Annotated in this window: 15 protein-coding genes; 4 read left to right on the forward strand and 11 right to left on the reverse strand. The window is 70.5% G+C overall.

Features of this window, described 5'->3' with window-relative positions; genetic code table 11:
* Positions 1 to 30: 30 nt before the first annotated feature.
* Positions 31 to 879 carry a hypothetical protein gene (locus ACIRR8_RS32405; protein ID WP_404071564.1) on the reverse strand — a complete coding sequence of 283 codons (849 nt, stop codon included), beginning with the start codon at positions 877 to 879 and terminating at the stop codon, positions 31 to 33.
* A gap of 431 nt (positions 880 to 1,310) precedes the next feature.
* Here ACIRR8_RS32405 and ACIRR8_RS32410 point away from each other — a divergent pair, with 431 nt between their 5' ends.
* From ACIRR8_RS32410 to ACIRR8_RS32420, 3 genes are read left to right on the forward strand one after another with little or no spacing between them, the layout of a single operon-like run.
* Entirely contained in the window at positions 1,311 to 2,522 is a 1,212-nt protein-coding gene (locus ACIRR8_RS32410; protein WP_404071566.1) for a hypothetical protein, read from the forward strand.
* Between the two features lie 11 nt (positions 2,523 to 2,533).
* Positions 2,534 to 3,145: a papain-like cysteine peptidase gene (locus ACIRR8_RS32415; protein ID WP_404071568.1), complete on the forward strand. Its 612-nt coding sequence runs from the start codon at positions 2,534 to 2,536 to the stop codon at positions 3,143 to 3,145.
* A 32-nt stretch (positions 3,146 to 3,177) separates the two neighbouring features.
* Positions 3,178 to 3,933 (forward strand): PIG-L family deacetylase, encoded by a 756-nt coding sequence (locus tag ACIRR8_RS32420; protein WP_404071570.1) that lies wholly within the window; start codon positions 3,178 to 3,180, stop codon positions 3,931 to 3,933.
* A 259-nt stretch (positions 3,934 to 4,192) separates the two neighbouring features.
* On the opposite strand, the gene pssA is transcribed toward ACIRR8_RS32420, so the two are convergent.
* The 8 genes from pssA to ACIRR8_RS32460 all read right to left on the reverse strand — a co-directional run bounded on the left by pssA (position 4,193) and on the right by ACIRR8_RS32460 (position 13,106).
* Positions 4,193 to 5,053 (reverse strand): CDP-diacylglycerol--serine O-phosphatidyltransferase, encoded by an 861-nt coding sequence (gene pssA / locus ACIRR8_RS32425; protein WP_404071572.1) that lies wholly within the window; start codon positions 5,051 to 5,053, stop codon positions 4,193 to 4,195.
* Positions 5,040 to 5,684, reverse strand: a complete 645-nt coding sequence (locus tag ACIRR8_RS32430; protein ID WP_404071574.1) for a phosphatidylserine decarboxylase — start codon at positions 5,682 to 5,684, stop codon at positions 5,040 to 5,042. Before ACIRR8_RS32430 ends, pssA begins: the two co-directional genes overlap by 14 nt.
* A gap of 180 nt (positions 5,685 to 5,864) precedes the next feature.
* Positions 5,865 to 7,070, reverse strand: a complete 1,206-nt coding sequence (locus ACIRR8_RS32435; RefSeq protein WP_404071576.1) for an acyl-CoA dehydrogenase family protein — start codon at positions 7,068 to 7,070, stop codon at positions 5,865 to 5,867.
* A gap of 42 nt (positions 7,071 to 7,112) precedes the next feature.
* A complete protein-coding gene (locus ACIRR8_RS32440) occupies positions 7,113 to 7,616 on the reverse strand; it encodes a MaoC family dehydratase (RefSeq protein ID WP_404071578.1) in 504 nt (167 codons plus the stop codon).
* A gap of 2 nt (positions 7,617 to 7,618) precedes the next feature.
* Positions 7,619 to 8,593, reverse strand: a complete 975-nt coding sequence (locus ACIRR8_RS32445; protein ID WP_404071580.1) for an HpcH/HpaI aldolase/citrate lyase family protein — start codon at positions 8,591 to 8,593, stop codon at positions 7,619 to 7,621.
* Positions 8,590 to 10,602, reverse strand: a complete 2,013-nt coding sequence (locus ACIRR8_RS32450) for a protein meaA (protein ID WP_404071582.1) — start codon at positions 10,600 to 10,602, stop codon at positions 8,590 to 8,592. Before ACIRR8_RS32450 ends, ACIRR8_RS32445 begins: the two co-directional genes overlap by 4 nt.
* Before the next feature lie 9 nt (positions 10,603 to 10,611).
* The gene (gene ccrA / locus ACIRR8_RS32455; protein WP_404071584.1) at positions 10,612 to 11,949 is read right to left on the reverse strand and encodes a crotonyl-CoA carboxylase/reductase; all 1,338 of its coding nucleotides are present in this window, start codon (positions 11,947 to 11,949) and stop codon (positions 10,612 to 10,614) included.
* Positions 11,950 to 12,275: 326 nt separating this feature from the next.
* Positions 12,276 to 13,106 carry a GNAT family N-acetyltransferase gene (locus tag ACIRR8_RS32460; protein WP_404071585.1) on the reverse strand — a complete coding sequence of 277 codons (831 nt, stop codon included), beginning with the start codon at positions 13,104 to 13,106 and terminating at the stop codon, positions 12,276 to 12,278.
* 133 nt (positions 13,107 to 13,239) lie between these two features.
* On the opposite strand from ACIRR8_RS32460, the gene ACIRR8_RS32465 reads away from it, so the two are divergent.
* Complete coding sequence (locus ACIRR8_RS32465) at positions 13,240 to 13,998, forward strand: restriction endonuclease (protein ID WP_404071587.1); 759 nt, start codon at positions 13,240 to 13,242, stop codon at positions 13,996 to 13,998.
* Here ACIRR8_RS32465 and ACIRR8_RS32470 read toward each other — a convergent pair.
* Positions 13,985 to 14,800 carry a TetR family transcriptional regulator gene (locus ACIRR8_RS32470; RefSeq protein ID WP_404071589.1) on the reverse strand — a complete coding sequence of 272 codons (816 nt, stop codon included), beginning with the start codon at positions 14,798 to 14,800 and terminating at the stop codon, positions 13,985 to 13,987. The two genes, ACIRR8_RS32465 and ACIRR8_RS32470, sit on opposite strands and share 14 nt — an antisense overlap.
* Before the next feature lie 91 nt (positions 14,801 to 14,891).
* Entirely contained in the window at positions 14,892 to 16,673 is a 1,782-nt protein-coding gene (locus ACIRR8_RS32475; protein WP_404071591.1) for a 3-hydroxyacyl-CoA dehydrogenase family protein, read from the reverse strand.
* Between the last annotated feature and the right edge of the window lie 196 nt (positions 16,674 to 16,869).

Consider the following 16,869-nt stretch of genomic DNA (forward strand, 5'->3'; position numbering starts at 1 on the left):
TGTCGTCGTCCGTCCGGAGGCGCTCCGGGCCTACTTCAGTTCCAGTTCGACGCGGTACAGCACCTTGGCGCCGCCCTCGGCCGCGATCCGCAGCAGATCGGTGGTCTCGTACCCCTTGGCGCCCTTGACCGAGACGGCCGTCGTCACCGAACCGATCCGGGACTTGGACCACACGTAGTCCTGCGTGCCGTCCGAACCGGGACCGGTGTACTTGCCCGCCTCGAAGAGCGAGGCGTCCGCGTTGCGCACGTCCTTCTGGTCGAACTGCAGCGACATCAGCCCGCTCAGCCGCTGCCCGCCGCCCAACTCCTGCGCGGGGCACCGGAAGCTCTCCTGCACCGTGTCCTTGATCTCCCGGTCGGCACCTTCGACGGTCTTGTGCACGGTCACGGTCACCGACCCCTTCACCCGCTCCTTGCCGTCCTGTGCCGGGACGTCGAGCCGCCGGGTGAAGGAGTCCAGCACGCCGTCGGGCAGCGTGCTCCGGCTCCAGACACAGGAATCGGCCAGTACGGTCCAGGTCCCGGCGGTCTCGTACGGCGTCCCGCGCACCATGCCCGCCGTCCAGTCGGCCTCTCCGAGTGCGGCGTTGCGCGTCAGCCTGCGGGCCTCGGCCGCCGTCTTCGGGACCCGGTCCGGCGCGGGCGTGAAGTCGTACGCGCTCGGCAGCGCGCCCGGCTCCTTGGACTCCTGCGACTTCTCCGGCTCCGGCGACCCGGAGGGCTCCGTGGAACCGCCGGCCTGCCGCGCCGAGGCGGAGGGCTTCGGATCCGGGTCGTCCCCGGCCTTCGATCCCGCGTTTCCGCAGCCCGCGAGCAGTACGCCCGCCGCCGCGACCGCCACCGCACGTACCGCGCCGAACCTGTGCTTCGCCATCATCGGACCCCCGTCGTTCCCCTGCTCCGCGTCTCCGACCGGGTCGTCGGAGCGTCGGATGCGAGGTGATTCTAGAAGCCCGGCGCGCCGGTTTGACGGCCACCCCGTACTCAGCCTCCTGCCGGAACTTCTCAGCCACCGGGAGGGGTTCGCCTCTGGCGCGGGCGGACGGGACGTGGTAGGAGCCTGGGCCGGTGGCTGAAATCGGGTGCTGGTGCGCGGGCGACGGTCCCGTGCGGCAGGGGCCGTATCGGGGCGTCGGACGCCTCGCAACCACCGCGTACGGGTTCCGTGTTCGGCGGAAAATTGGTCTGGACCACCTGGAGTGGAGATGGTTGGCTCGACTCCGGACGAGGGGCCGCCGAGCCGCGGGCCGTTCCGTTCAGCTCCCTGTATCCGCTGCTTGCCCGCGTCCCGCTGAGGAGGTCCATCCCTTGATCGACATCGTGGCCGTACTCAGGGCCGAGGACGCCGTACTCGACTTCCTCTCCGTGCTCGCCGGCTCCGCAACCGCCGACTTCGGGGCCGCCGGCTCCGCGCCCGCCGACCGGCAGGAGTGGAGCCGCGAGGTCCACGTCCTATTGGGCGACACCGCCGAACACCTGGTGCTTCCGGCGGACCTGCCGCTCACCGACCGCCTCGCCGCCCTCGGCCGGCACGTCCGGCCCGTCGACGAGAGCGCCGCATCGCCAGGACCGGAGACGCTGGCCGCACTGATCGAGGCCGCGGCCCAGGGCGTCGAGGCCCGGCTCTGGACCCACTCGCCCGCCGACACCCGGCGCAGCAGAGGCCGCCTCGGCCGGGACGCCGCCGCTGCCGTCGCTCCGGGCGGGCCGGCCGTCCTGCACGCCGTCGGCCACTCGCCGTACCTCCAGTTCATCAGTGACGTGGACCGGCCGCTGGACCGGGAGGAAGTGGGAGCCAAGCTCGGCTTCGTCAACCGGAACTGCGGGCACCTGCTGCGTACCGGGTCCGCCGAGCACGTCGTACAGACTGGGCGCGTCCATGCCACCGAGCGGTTCTTCGAAGCCGGACCGGCGGAGGAGCGCGAGCGGCTGTTCGCGCTGCTGGCCAGCCTCGACGAGGACGCGGCCACGGTAGCCGACCCGTGGGAGTTCGCCACCTCCGCGTACGAGGCCGAGCGGCTGGACGCCACCGTGGCGTGGATCGCCGGGCACTGTCCGCCCGGCAGCGGCCCCCTGGTCGAGGCCGGCGCCTGCGAAGGGGCGCTCACCACCCGGCTCGTGGACAAGGGCTTCACCGTCCATGCGACCGAACCGAACGCCGCCTTCCGCCGGCGACTGACCGAGCGGGTCGCGGACACCGCCCGGGTCCGGCCCGATTCGCTGGAGGAGCTGGCCGCCGGCCGGACGCTGCCGGGAGCGGCCTACCTCCTGATCGAGATGCTCTACTACGGCCAGGACCTCGCCCTGCTCGACCGGCTCCCGGCCGACCTGGTCTTCGTCGCCCTCGAACCCGAGACCCTCGCCGCCCGGCTGACCCCGTGGCTCACGAGCACCCCGCACTGGGAGAAGGCGGACGAGACCCGACTCGTCGCGCCCGCGCTGGAGACCGTCTGCGGCGGCCGCGCCTACCTGGGCAAACGCGGCAGCGTCGGCGTCCTGCTGCGGCGCACCGGCGCCTGACGGCGTCCGCCATGTACGACGTCTGCGTCGGCCTCGGCTACCACTGCGAGTCCACCTACCAGCTCCGCCGCATCACCGGCCAGGACCGGGCCCACTTCTTCGACTGGCTCGACCTCGACCTCGTCGCCGTACGGGAGACCATCGCGGCCGACTTCGCCAATGTCCTGCGGCCCGGCCTGTGCGAGCCGTTCAGCGACGGCCTCTGCGTAAGGGACCGGGGCTCGGACATCCGCTTCTTCCACGACTTCCACGCCCCCGAGGGCACCCCGCTGACCCCTGACATCGTTGCCGAGCAGTATCCGCGGGTCCGGGAGAAGTTCGCGTACCTCGCCGACCGCTGGCGGACGCTGACGGCCTCCCGCTCCCGGGTCCTGTACGTGCACCACGACGCGTTCGACGAGAGCGGCGCCGACGACCTGGCCGCCCTGCACGACCTCCTGCGCTCCCGCTACCCGGACCACGACGGCGACCTGCTCTGGCTGCGCCGTACGCCACCGGAGACCACCGCCGCACTCCCGCCCGGGATCACCTGGTCCACCGTCGCCGCGCGGCCCGGCCGCTGGGAGGGCGACGACGCGGCCTGGGACACCGCCCTCGCCGCCCTGGACATCCCCAGGGCTTGAACGCACCCTGACCCGCTCCTTCCGGAGGAACCGTGCTCGTACCGCCCCCTTGGCGCACCCTCGTCGTCTCACCGCACTTCGACGACGCCGCGCTCTCCCTCGCCGGGCTCCTGCCCACCCTGCCCGGCCCGCTCGCGATCGTCACCGTCCACGGCGGCCCGCCACCGCCGGGCGCGCCCGTCTCCTGGTGGGACTCCGTCTGCGGCTTCACCACGGCCGCCGAGGCCCACCGGGTCCGCAGCGCCGAGGACGCCCGCGCCTGCGAGCTGCTGGGCGCCGAGCAGCTCCTCATCGACCACCCCGACGGCCCGTACGTCACCGACGGCGACGGACCCGACGCGCTCGACGCCCTCCTCCGCACGCTCGCCCCCACCACCCGCGTCCTCGTCCCGCTCGGCACCAACCAGCCCGACCACGAGGCCGTACGCCTCCGCACCGAACGCGCCCTCGCCGCCGCCGGAGCCCCCGCTCCCTGGGTCTACGCCGACCTGCCCTACACCGGGCACCTGCCGGAGTGGGGCACGCCCAAGGCATCCGGGGCGCTGGCCGCGGGCCAGAAGTGGGGGACCGCCTACCAGCAGCTCACCCGCCGCCACCGGGTAACCGTCGAGCGCGAGCTGGTGCTCTCCGACGAGCAGTGGGCCGCCAAACGCGCGGTGGTCCTCAGCCACGCCTCGCAGCTCGCCGCCCTCGCCCCGGACCACGGCACCTTCCTCGCCCGCTCCGGCCCGCTACGCGCCGAACTGATCTGGAGCCTGGAGCCGTGGGAGCCGCGCCCCGGCGAGTGAGGCCCCCCGCCCGGAGCGTGCGGACGGAGCGGCCGGACGGACCCGGGCCCTGCGGAGGGAGCGGCCGGACGGACCCGGGCCGGCCGATCTGGCGGCGGACGTCGGGCGGTGGACGGGAGACGGCCACCGGGACGACATGGCGATCCTGGCGGTCACCTGTGCTCCGGCGGACCGGTGACGCAGACGCACGAAGGCCCGGATGCCGGGGAGCATCCGGGCCTTCGCCTCGTCCTGCATGTGTGACGCCGCGTCCGTACCGCTACGGGTGCTGCGCCGCCCGCGCCTCGCGCCGGTTGTCACGGAACGTGTTGACCCGTCGCGCGGTGGCGAAGAGCGGGATCACCGCACCGAGGACGACCTGGAGCGCGCAGCCGGTCTGGAGCAGCAGCTGACCGCCCGGCGCGTCGAACGCCCACGCCGCGAGCAGCCCCATCGCACCTACGATCCAGCTGAGCATCGCCACCGCGAGGATGCCCCGCGGCTTCGGGTACTCGACCCGGCTCACCATCAGCCACGCCACCCCGATGATCGCCAGCAGCGTCGGGACGAACGGCAGCTCCAGGAGCACGATCGAGACGACCGTCAGCGCTCCGAAGGGGCTCGGCATGCCCTGGAACACGCCGTCCTTCAAGGTCACACAGGAGAATCTCGCCAGCCTCAGCACCACCGCGAGCAGCACGACGATCGCCGCCAGCGCCGACACCCGCTGGTGGGCGTCGTCCGCGACCATCCCGTACACGAGCACGAAGTAGGCCGGGGCGAGCCCGAAGCTGATGAGGTCGGAGAGGTTGTCCAGCTCGGCCCCCATCGGCGAGGAGCGCAGCTTCCGTGCCACGAGCCCGTCGAAGAGGTCGAAGATCGCCGCCATCAGCATGAGGATCACGGCGGTGGCCGCCGAGTGACGGGCCATGCCCGTCTCCTCGCTGCCCGTGAGGTGCGGGATGAGGATCCCGGTGGTGGTGAAGTACACCGCCATGAATCCGCACGTGGCGTTACCGAGGGTGAGCGTGTCCGCTATCGACAGCCGCATCGACAGCGGCATGTCCTCCGCGTCGTTGTCGCTCGCCTCGTCGGCTTCCGGAACCCAGTCGGCCTGGGTATTGGGATCAACTACGGTCAATTCGAGTCACCCCCGCGGTAGTGGCCTGGCCGACCTCGACCGCGACATCGATACCTTCCGGAAGGTAGATGTCGACGCGCGAGCCGAAGCGGATCAGGCCGATGCGCTCGCCCTGCTCCACCTTCGTGCCCTGCGGGAGGTACGGCACGATCCGACGGGCGACCGCTCCCGCGATCTGCACCATCTCGATGTCGCCGAGCTCGGTGTCGAAGTGCCAGACAACGCGCTCGTTGTTCTCGCTCTCCTTGTTGAACGCCGGGACGAACCCGCCCGGGATGTGCTCGACCGACGTCACGGTGCCCGCCAGCGGCGCGCGGTTGACGTGGACGTTGAGCGGGCTCATGAAGATCGCGACCCGGGTGCGCCCGTCCTTCCACGGCATGATGCTCTGCACCACACCGTCGGCCGGGGAGATGACCCGGCCTTCGGCGATCTCGCGCTCGGGGTCACGGAAGAACCACAGCATGCCCGCCGCGAGCGCGGTGGTAGGCACGGCCGCTGCTGCCCAGCGCCCGGACTTGCGGGCGCGGACCAGGCTGAGGGCCGCGGTGGCGACGGTCGGGAGGAGCCACGGCGATGCTCCGCGTGCGATGCGGACCCCGCCGCGGGCGGAGATAGGGCTGTCGGGCATGAATGACCTTCGTAGCGGATGATGCCGCGCTGGCAACGGGGGACGGCGGCTTTCCGTAGATGGTATCGGTTGCCGGGCGCAACTGGGCAAGCCAGCAGCCGAGTCGGACTGTCGGACGACCCCCGCCGAAGGTGACCCGGTGTGATGTTCTTCGCCACCAAATCACCAGGAAGGGGACAATCAGCCCTGGAATCGGTACTCCTCCAGGAGTCGCCGGCCAATGATCATTTTCTGGATCTCGGCGGTACCTTCACCGATCAGCAGCATCGGTGCCTCACGGTAGAGGCGCTCGATCTCGTACTCCTTGGAGAAGCCGTAGCCGCCGTGGATGCGGAAGGCGTCCTCGACGACTTCCTTGCAGTACTCGGAGGCGAGGTACTTCGCCATCCCTGCCTCCAGGTCGTTGCGCTCCCCGGAGTCCTTTTTGCGAGCTGCATTGACCATCATCGCATGGGCGGCTTCGACCTTGGTGGCCATTTCGGCCAATTTGAACTGGATCGCCTGGTGCTGCGCGATCGGCTTGCCGAAGGTGTGGCGCTGCTGGGCGTACGAAACACCCAGCTCGAATGCACGCTGTGCGACGCCGCAGCCACGCGCTGCGACATTCACCCGGCCGACCTCGACACCGTCCATCATTTGGTAAAACCCTCGGCCGGTCGTGCCCCCCAGAACCCGATTGGCCGGAATGCGCAGGTCGTCCATGATGAGTTCGGTCGTGTCGACGCCCTTGTACCCCATCTTGTCGATCTTTCCGGGGATGGTCAGGCCGGGCCGGACCTCTCCGAAGCCGGGCTCCTTCTCGATGAGGAAGGTCGTCATCGATTTGTGCGGCGCGGTGCCTTCGGGGTGGCCTTCGTCACTTCGGGCCAGAACGGCCACCAATGTAGAGGTTCCGCCGTTCGTCAGCCACATCTTCTGGCCGTTGAGAACGTACTCGTCGCCGTCCCTGACGCCCTTGGACGAGATCGCCGAGACGTCCGAGCCGAGCGCCGGCTCCGACATCGAGAACGCGCCCCGCACCTCGCCGAGCGCCATGCGCGGCAGGAACGTGTCCTTCTGCTCCTGGGTGCCGTGCTGCTTGAGCATGTAGGCCACGATGAAATGCGTGTTGATGATCCCCGACACGCTCATCCAGCCGCGCGCGATCTCCTCCACGCACAGCGCGTAGGTGAGCAGCGACTCTCCCAGGCCCCCGTACTCCTCGGGGATCATCAGCCCGAACAGGCCGAGTTCCTTGAGCCCCTCCACGATCTCCGTGGGGTATTCGTCGCGGTGCTCCAGCTGGGTCGCGACCGGAATGATCTCCTTGTCGACGAAATCCCGGACCGTGGAAAGGATTTCCCGCTGGATGTCGTTCAGACCGGCGGTCTGGGCGAGTCGCGTCATGGCTGCTTCTCCTGTGGCTTCACGCGGGTTGGTTGATCGCGCCTAGATGGCGGGCGTCGGGCGGCCCGGCTGCTCGCCGCCCCGCTCCTCGATGTACGTCTCGGTGGGGACCATCACCTTGCGGCGGAACACGCAGACCACAGTGCCGTCCTGCTTGTAGCCCCTGGTCTCCACGTACACGATCCCGCGGTCGTTCTTGGACTTCGACGGGGTCTTGTCCAGGACGGTCGTCTCGCCGTAGATCGTGTCGCCGTGGAAGGTCGGCGCGATGTGCTTGAGCGATTCGACCTCCAGGTTGGCGATGGCCTTTCCGGAGACGTCCGGCACCGACATGCCGAGCAGCAGCGAGTAGATGTAGTTGCCGACGACGACGTTCTTCCCGAAATCGGTCGTCTTCTCCGCGTAGTTGCTGTCCATGTGGAGCGGGTGGTGATTCATGGTCAGCAGGCAGAAGAGGTGGTCGTCGTATTCCGTGACCGTCTTTCCCGGCCAGTGCTTGTAGACGGCACCGACCTCGAACTCCTCAAAAGTGCGTCCGAACTGCATGATCAGGCCTCCGGGGCTTCGAACTTGGAGGTACGCTGCATTCCGGCGGCCCGGCCCTTGCCCGCGATGACCAGGGCCATCTTGCGGCTGGCCTCGTCGATCATCTCGTCGCCGAGCATCGCGGAGCCCTTCTTGCCGCCCTCCTCCGAGGTGCACCAGTCGTAGGCGTCGAGGATCAGCTCGGCGTGGTCGTAGTCCTCCTGCGAGGGCGAGAACACCTCGTTGGCGGCGTCGACCTGGCCGGGGTGCAGCACCCACTTGCCGTCGAACCCGAGAGCGGCGGCGCGGCCGGCCACCTCGCGGTAGGCGTCCACGTCACGGATCTGGAGGAACGGGCCGTCGATCGCCTGGAGGTCGTGGCTGCGGGCCGCCATCAGGATGCGCATCAGGATGTAGTGGTAGGCGTCCGCCGGGTAGCCGGGCGGCTGCTGGCCGACGACCAGGGTCTTCATGTTGATGGAGGCCATGAAGTCGGCCGGGCCGAAGATCAGCGTCTCCAGGCGGGGCGAGGCGGCGGCGATGTCGTCGATGTTGACCAGGCCCTTGGCGTTCTCGATCTGGGCCTCGATGCCGATCTTCCCGACCTCGAAGCCCATCGTCTTCTCGATCTGGGTCAGCAGCAGGTCCAGCGCCACGACCTGCTGGGCGTCCTGGACCTTCGGCAGCATGATGCAGTCGAGGTTGGGACCCGCGCCCTCGACGACCGTGATGACGTCCCGGTACGTCCAGTGCGTCGTCCAGTCGTTGACCCGCACGACCCGGGTCTTGCCGCTCCAGTCACCGTTGTTCAGCGCGTCCACGATGTGGTGGCGGGCGCCCTCCTTGGCGAGCGGCGCGCAGGCGTCCTCCAGGTCCAGGAAGACCTGGTCGGCCGGGAGGCCCTGGGCCTTCTCCAGGAAGCGCGGGTTGGAGCCCGGCACGGCCAGACACGAACGCCGGGGGCGCAGCCGGTTCACGGGGGTGGTGGGCGTGGTCATGCGGAGACCTCCAGAGGGTCGAGCTTGTTCGCTTTCCGGATCTCGTCGACGATACGGCCGATGATCTCCGTGATACCGAAGTCCTTCGGGGTGAAGACGGCGGCCACACCGGCCTCGATGAGCGCCGCGGCGTCGGCCGGCGGGATGATGCCGCCCGCGATCACCGGGATGTCCGGCGCCCCGGCCTCGCGCAGCCGGTGCAGGACGTCGGGCACCAGCTCCGCGTGCGAGCCGGAGAGGATGGAGAGCCCCACGCAGTGCACGTCCTCGGCGAGCGCCGCGTCGGTGATCTGCTCCGGGGTCAGCCGGATCCCCTGGTAGACCACCTCGAACCCGGCGTCACGGGCTCGTACGGCGATCTGCTCGGCCCCGTTGGAGTGCCCGTCCAGACCCGGCTTGCCGACCAGCAGACGCAGCCGTCCCACGCCCAGGTCGCCGGCGGTACGGGTGACCTTCTCGCGGACCAGCGCCAGCGTGCTGCCCGGCTCGGCGGTGACCGCCACCGGGGCCGAGGAGACTCCGGTGGGCGCGCGGAACTCGCCGAAGACGTCCCGCAGCGCCCAGGACCACTCGCCGGTGGTGACGCCCGCGCGGGCGCACTCGACGGTGGCTTCCATCATGTTCTCGGTGCCCGCGGCGGCCTTCTTCAGCGCGGCCAGCGCCTCCGTCGCGCGGGCCTCGTCGCGGTTGTCGCGCCACTCGTGGAGGGCGGCGACGACCCGGGCCTCGTTCGCCGGGTCGACGGTCATGATCGCGCCGTCCAGGTCGGAGGTGAGCGGGTTGGGCTCGGTCGTCTCGTAGATGTTGACGCCGACGATCTTCTCCTGGCCGCCTTCGATCCGGGCCCGCCGCGCCGCGTGCGAGGAGACCAGCTCCGACTTCAGGTAGCCGGACTCGACGGCCGCCATCGCGCCGCCCATCTGCTGGATCCGGTCGATCTCCGCCAGCGACTCCTCGACCAGGGAGTCCACCTTGGCCTCGATGACGTGCGACCCGGCGAAGATGTCCTCGTACTCCAGCAGATCGCTCTCGTGCGCCAGCACCTGCTGGATCCGCAGCGACCACTGCTGGTCCCAGGGCCGGGGCAGACCCAGCGCCTCGTTCCAGGCCGGCAGCTGTACGGCACGGGCACGGGCGTCCTTGGAGAGGGTGACGGCCAGCATCTCCAGGACGATGCGCTGGACGTTGTTCTCCGGCTGCGCCTCGGTCAGGCCGAGGGAGTTGACCTGGACGCCGTAGCGGAAGCGGCGCTGCTTGGCGTCGGTGACGCCGTACCGCTCGCGGGTGACGCGGTCCCAGATGCGGCTGAAGGCGCGCATCTTGCACATCTCCTCGATGAAGCGGACGCCCGCGTTCACGAAGAACGAGATGCGGGCGACCACGTCACCGAACTTCTCCTGCGGCACCTGGCCCGAGTCGCGGACCGCGTCGAGCACCGCGATGGCGGTCGACATGGCGTACGCGATCTCCTGGACCGGGGTGGCCCCCGCCTCCTGGAGGTGGTAGCTGCAGATGTTGATCGGGTTCCACTTGGGGATGCGGTTGACCGTGTACGTGATCATGTCCGTGGTCAGCCGCAGCGAGGGCACCGGCGGGAAGACGTGCGTCCCGCGCGAGAGGTACTCCTTCACGATGTCGTTCTGCGTGGTCCCCTGGAGCTTGCGGGGGTCGGCCCCCTGCTCCTCCGCGACCACCTGGTAGAGCGCCAGCAGCCACATGGCGGTCGCGTTGATCGTCATCGAGGTGTTCATCTGCTCCAGGGGGATGTCCTGGAACAGCCGGCGCATGTCACCGAGGTGTGAGACGGGCACACCGACACGGCCCACCTCGCCGCGGGCGAGAATGTGGTCCGGGTCGTATCCGGTCTGCGTCGGCAGATCGAAGGCGACCGAGAGACCCGTCTGGCCCTTGGCGAGGTTGCGGCGGTACAGCTCGTTGGACGCCTCGGCGGTCGAGTGACCGGCGTACGTCCGCATGAGCCAGGGCCGGTCCTTCTGACGTTCGGTCATGGGAGAACCTCAGACGTTGCGGAAGCGGTTGATGGCGTCGATGTGCTGCTCGCGCATTTCCTGGTCGCGGACGCCCAGGCCCTCGCGGGGTGCCAGGGCCAGGACGCCGACCTTGCCCTGGTGGGCGTTGCGGTGGACGTCGTGGGCGGCCTGGCCGGTCTCCTCCAGCGTGTACGTCTTGGAGAGCGTCGGGTGGATCTTGCCCTTGGCGATGAGGCGGTTGGCCTCCCACGCCTCGCGGTAGTTGGCGAAGTGGGAGCCGATGATCCGCTTGAGCGACATCCACAGGTAGCGGTTGTCGTACTCGTGCATGTAGCCCGAGGTGGAGGCGCAGGTGGTGATCGTGCCGCCCTTGCGGGTGACGTAGACCGACGCACCGAAGGTCTCGCGGCCCGGGTGCTCGAAGACGATGTCGATGTCCTCGCCGCCGGTGTACTCGCGGATGCGCTTGCCGAAGCGCTTCCACTCCTTCGGGTCCTGGGTGCGCTCGTCCTTCCAGAACTTGTAGCCCTCGGCGTTGCGGTCGATGACCGCCTCGGCGCCCATGGCCCGGCAGATGTCGGCCTTCTCCGGGGAGGAGACGACACAGATCGGGTTGGCGCCGCCGGCCAGCGCGAACTGCGTGGCGTAGGAGCCGAGTCCGCCGCTGGCGCCCCAGATCAGGACGTTGTCACCCTGCTTCATACCGGCGCCGTTGCGGGAGACGAGCTGGCGGTAGGCGGTCGAGTTGACCAGGCCCGGAGCCGCCGCCTCCTCCCAGCTGAGGTGCTTGGGCTTCGGCATCAGCTGGTTGGACTTGACGAGTGCGATCTCCGCCAGGCCGCCGAAGTTGGTCTCGAAGCCCCAGATGCGCTGCTCGGGGTCGAGCATCGTGTCGTTGTGGCCGTCGGAGGACTCCAGCTCGACCGAGAGGCAGTGCGCGACGACCTCGTCGCCCGGGTTCCAGGCGTTCACTCCGGGGCCGGTCCGCAGGACGACGCCCGCGAGGTCCGAGCCGATGACGTGGTATGGGAGGTCGTGGCGCTTGGTGAGCTCGCTGAGCCGTCCGTACCGCTCCAGGAAGCCGAAGGTGGAGACCGGCTCGAAGATGGAGGTCCAGACGGAGTTGTAGTTCACCGAACTGGCCATCACGGCGACGAGGGCCTCGCCGGGGCCGAGTTCGGGGACCGGGACCTCGTCCAGGTGGATCGACTTGCGCGGGTCCTTGTCGCGGGATTCGAGACCCGCGAACATCTCCGCCTCGTCCTTGTGCACGGTGATCGCGCGGTAGGACTCGGGGAGGGACAGGGCCGCGAAGTCCGCGGCCGTGCTGTCCTGCGACTGGATGGCGTCCAGGATTTCCTTCACGGTGTTGCCTCCGGTGATGCGGCGTCGAGGGAACGCTTGAGGGGCCCTGCTGGCAGGGGAGCGGTGCGGTGTGGAGGTGTATTGCCGTCGGTTCGGCGGGTGGAGCTTCGGCTTCGCTCGGGTGGAGCGGAAGGGTGCCTGTGACGCAGGCGTCCGGGCGCGCAGCACGGTGGTTGCGGGGACAGCCGGCGTACGTGAGATCCCAGCACGCCGGCCGCCCGGACACCTTCAACGTATGGCACTCCGTGACACCTGACAAGGCACCCAGTGCCAACAATTTCTCTCACTTGTCATCTCGTAGGCACGCATGAGCAACACGATGGGCGTTACGAGACGTTCTGTCCTGCTGGCGTGCGACAGGGGAGGTGCTCGGGTCGGTACACATACGGCGTCGTCGTCCCCAGCTCCGTGAAGCCGAGCCGGCGCAGGATCGGCGCGGACATGTCGGTCGCGTCGACCTGGAGGTGGCGGTAGCCGCGCTCGGCGGCGATCCGGGCCCGGTACGCCACCAGCGCCCGGTAGACGCCCCTCCCGCGCCAGGCGGCCACCGTCCCGCCGCCCCAGAGCCCCGCGAAGCCCGTGCCCGGGTACAGCTCCATCCGCCCGGAGCAGACCGGCTCCCCCTCGCCGTCCACCGCCATCACCGCCACGAAGTCCTCCGGCGCCTCCTCCAGCCGCCGCACCACCTGGTGGAGGAGGCGGGTCCCGTCCGTCCCGAACGCCCGCTCATGGGCCCGGGCCATCAGCTCCGCGCCCGCCGCGTCGGTCACCGGCCGCAGGGTGATCCCCTCCGGCAGCTCGACCGGCCCGGCCAGCAGCCCGGCCGGCGCCACCAGCAGCGTCTCCGGCTCCTCCGGCACGAATCCGGCCGCCCGCAGCCGGTCGCCGAGGTCGGCGGGGCGGTCGTGGGCGTACAGCTTCCACTCGAAATCCGGCAGGCCGAGCGCCGTGCAGTGCTCGATCTGCGCGGCGATGGCGGCATCGGCCCCGGCCGCGTCCAGTCCCGGGTCCGACCACACCACCCCGTTCCAGTCATCCGGCCCGCCCACCTGGCGTACGACGGGACCGGCGCGCTCCACGCGTACGCCGGGTCCGTCGGGGCGGGCGTGCTCCCGCATCTCGCGGTCGAACAGGTCACGTGTCTCTGTATGCGGCATCCGCGCACCTCAGCACAGCGGTGACCGGCGGACCAGCGGTTTTCGGCCCGCGCGCGTCGAAAGACCGGCCCGGGGCAGGTGTGCGGAACCAAGTGATCTTGAAGTGGTCCGGAAGACAAGGGGTGGGGCACCGATGGCGATACCGATCCGCAGAGGGAGCGTCCACCGGCGCCGCGGCCCCTTCGACATCCGCCGCACCACCTTCGGCTTCGCCCTGGTCGCGCTCATCCTCGCGAGCGGCGGCATGGCGCTGCGGGCCGCCTGGCAGAGCGCCGGCCGCCATCCGGTCGTCACCGGGCTGGTGATCGCCCTGCTCGTCCCTGCGGCTCTCCAGGTGCTGCGCCGCCGCAGGGCCCGGCGGATCGCGGAGACCGTCACGGATGCCGCGTACGGGATCGTCGACGCCGGAATCGCGGAGCTGGACGCCGCCGAGGCGGCGCGCGCGGAGCGGCGCTCGGCATCCCCGGAGGCCGCCCACCCGGTCGACTACGCGCAGCTGGACCCGTACGCCTTCGAGGAGGCCGTGGCCGAGCTCTGCCGGCGTGACGGTTGCGCGGACGCCGCGGTGGTGGGCGGCGCCGGGGACCTGGGTGCCGATGTGCTGGCCACCACGCCGGACGGCCGCCGCCTGGTCGTCCAGTGCAAGCGGTACGGGGCCGACAACCGGGCCGGATCGCAGGACCTCCAGCGCTTCGGCGGCACCTGTTACGCGGTGCACGAGGCGGACATCGCGCTCGTCGTCTCCACCGGCGGCTTCACCGAACCCGCGCTGGAGTACGCCGAGCGGTGCGCCATCCTCTGCTACGGCCCCGAGGAACTGGCCGGCTGGAGCGGGGGCGGCGCACCGCCGCCGTGGGAGACGGCGGCGGTCTCCGGGCTCAGCGTTCCTTGAGCGCCTGCTGGATCGTCCGCATGACCTCGTCCAGCGGAGCGTCCGTACGCGCCACCGCGACCAGCACCTCGCCCTCGGTCGCCACCGTCGCCGCCGGGGTAGCGGCGGGCTCGGCCTGGGCGGTGCGGCCGGCCCCGATGCCGGTGCCGAAGGTGTCGCGCACGATGGCGAAGGCCCGGTCGAGCTGGGCCTCCACGTCGCCCTGGCCGCCCGCCCGCAGCCAGCGCCGCAGCACATGGTTGTGCGCGGTGACCACGGCGGACGCGGCCACCTCCGCCAGCAGCGGGTCGTCGTTGCCCACGTGGTGGTCGCGCTCGTCGAAGTGGCCCAGCAGATAGCGGGTGAACAGCCGCTCGTAGCGGGCCACCGACGCGATCTCGGCCTCGCGGAGGGTCGGTACCTCCCGGGTGAGCTTGTAACGGGCCACGGAGACGGCGGGCTTGGCCGCGTACATCTTCATGACCTCCTTGATGCCGCGGCAGACCGTGTCGAGCGGATGCTCGTGCGCGGGTGCGGCGTTGAGGACGGCCTCGGCCCTGACGAGGGTGTCGTCGTGGTCCGGGAAGATGGCCTCTTCCTTGGAGCGGAAGTGGCGGAAGAAGGTCCGGCGGGCGACGCCCGCGGCGCCCGCGATCTCGTCGACGGTCGTCGCCTCGTACCCCTTCGTGGCGAAGAGCTCCATCGCGGCTGCGGCCAGTTCACGGCGCATCTTGAGCCGTTGGGCGGCCGCACGCGTTCCCGCGGTGGTCTCCGGGGCGTCGGGCGCGGCGGTGGCACGGGGTGACTTGGCGGGCTGGGACATGGCATGAACGTAACGCATCGGTGCAGGAGAGCGCGCCTTCGGGGGCGGACCGCCGGAGGGTCCCAGCAGCCCGCCCCACCCGGCTCCCCGGTCAGCGACGGGCATATTCGCGGAAGCCACGGCCCGTCTTGCGGCCGAGGCAGCCCGCGGCCACCAGGTGCTCCAGCAGCGGCGCCGGAGCCAGTCCCGGGTCGCGGAACTCCTTGTGCAGCACCTTCTCGATGGCGAGCGAGACGTCCAGCCCGACCACGTCCAGCAGTTCGAACGGGCCCATCGGGTAGCCGCCGCCCAGCTTCATCGCCGCGTCGATGTCGTCCAGCGAGGCGTAGTGCTCCTCGACCATCTTGATCGCGTTGTTGAGGTACGGGAAGAGCAGCGCGTTCACGATGAACCCGGCCCGGTCCCCGCAGTCCACCGGGTGCTTGCGGATCTTCGTGCAGACCGTACGGACCGTGGCGTGGACGTCCTCGGCGGTCAGGACCGTACGGACGACCTCGACCAGCTTCATCGCGGGCGCCGGGTTGAAGAAGTGCATCCCGATGACGTCCTCGGGCCGCCCGGTGGCCCGCGCGATCGCGATGACCGGCAGCGAGGAGGTGGTGGTGGCGAGGACCGCGCCCGGACGGCAGACCTTGTCCAGCGTGGCGAAGAGCTGCTGCTTGATCTCCAGGTCCTCGGCGACCGCCTCCACGGCCAGGTCGACCTCGGCGAAGGCGTCCAGCGAACCGGCCGCCGTGATCCGGCCGAGCGTCTCGTCCCGCGCCTCGGCGGTGAGCCGCCCCTTGGTCACCGAGCGCTCCAGCGACTTCGCGATCCGGGCCTTGGCGAGGTCCGCCTTCTCCTGGCCACGGGCCGCCAGGACCACGGTGTATCCGGCCTTGGCGAAGACCTCGGCGATCCCGGAGGCCATGGTTCCGGAACCTGCGACGCCGACGGAGGCGATGGAGCGCCCGTCACCGGCCGCCGCCCCGGCGGACGGCGTCAGCGCGTCGGCCACGACACTCTGGCCGCCGGGTGCGTCGTACGTGTAGAAGCCGCGGCCGGCCTTGCGTCCGGTCAGGCCCGCCTCGCTGAGCTGGCCGAGGACGGGGGCCGGGGCGTGGAGGCGGTCGTGGGAGGCGGCGTACATGGCCTCCAGGACCGTACGCGCGGTGTCGATCCCGATCAGGTCCAGCAGCGCCAACGGGCCCATCGGCAGGCCGCAGCCCAGCTTCATCGCCGCGTCGATGTCCTCGCGGGACGCGTAGTTCGCCTCGTACATCGCGGCGGCCTGGTTGAGATAGCCGAAGAGCAGCCCGTCCGCGACGAACCCCGGCCGGTCCCCGACCGCGACGGGCTCCTTGCCCAGCTCCCGGGCCAGCCGGGTGACGGCCTCGACGGCCGGCGGCGCGGTGAGCACCGAGGAGACCACCTCGACCAGCTTCATCGCGGGCGCCGGGTTGAAGAAGTGCAGGCCGAGCACGCGCTCGGGCCGCTGCGACTCCGCGGCGAGCCGGGTCACCGACAGCGCGTTCGTCCCGGTGGCGAGGATCGCGGTGGGGGAGACGACGGCGTCCAGCTCCCGGAACACCTGCTGCTTGATCTCGTACGTCTCCGGCACGACCTCGATGACCAGTTCGGCCTCGGCGGCGGCCTGGAGGGTGTCGTGGGTACGGAACCGGGCGAGCGCGTCGGCCCGCTCCTGCTCGGTGATCCGACCGCGTCCGACGGCCCGTGCGGTGGACGCTTCGAGAGAGGTGACGGCCTGCCGGGCGGCCGCCTCGCTGATGTCGATGCCGATGACCTCGCGGCCCGCGAGAGCCAGGACCTCGGCGATGCCGGTGCCCATGGTGCCGAGGCCGACGACGGCAATGGTGGAGAGCGGGGTGTCCATCACGGGACTCCAGGGTGAGTGACGACTGTGGGAGCAGGCGGCGCGCGGCGATGAGGGAGCGGCGCGAGGCATGCGGGGCGCGTGGCGTACGGCGCGATGCGTGTCGTGGAGCATGAGGCCGGGGCGCGGGAAGCACGCCTGGCCGTGATAGGTGAGCGACTCTGTCCCGGAGCCGCGTCGCACGGAGAACTGCCGA

The organism is Streptomyces sp. NPDC101178 (assembly GCF_044767965.1).
In the GTDB taxonomy this organism is placed as follows: Bacteria; Actinomycetota; Actinomycetes; order Streptomycetales; family Streptomycetaceae; genus Streptomyces.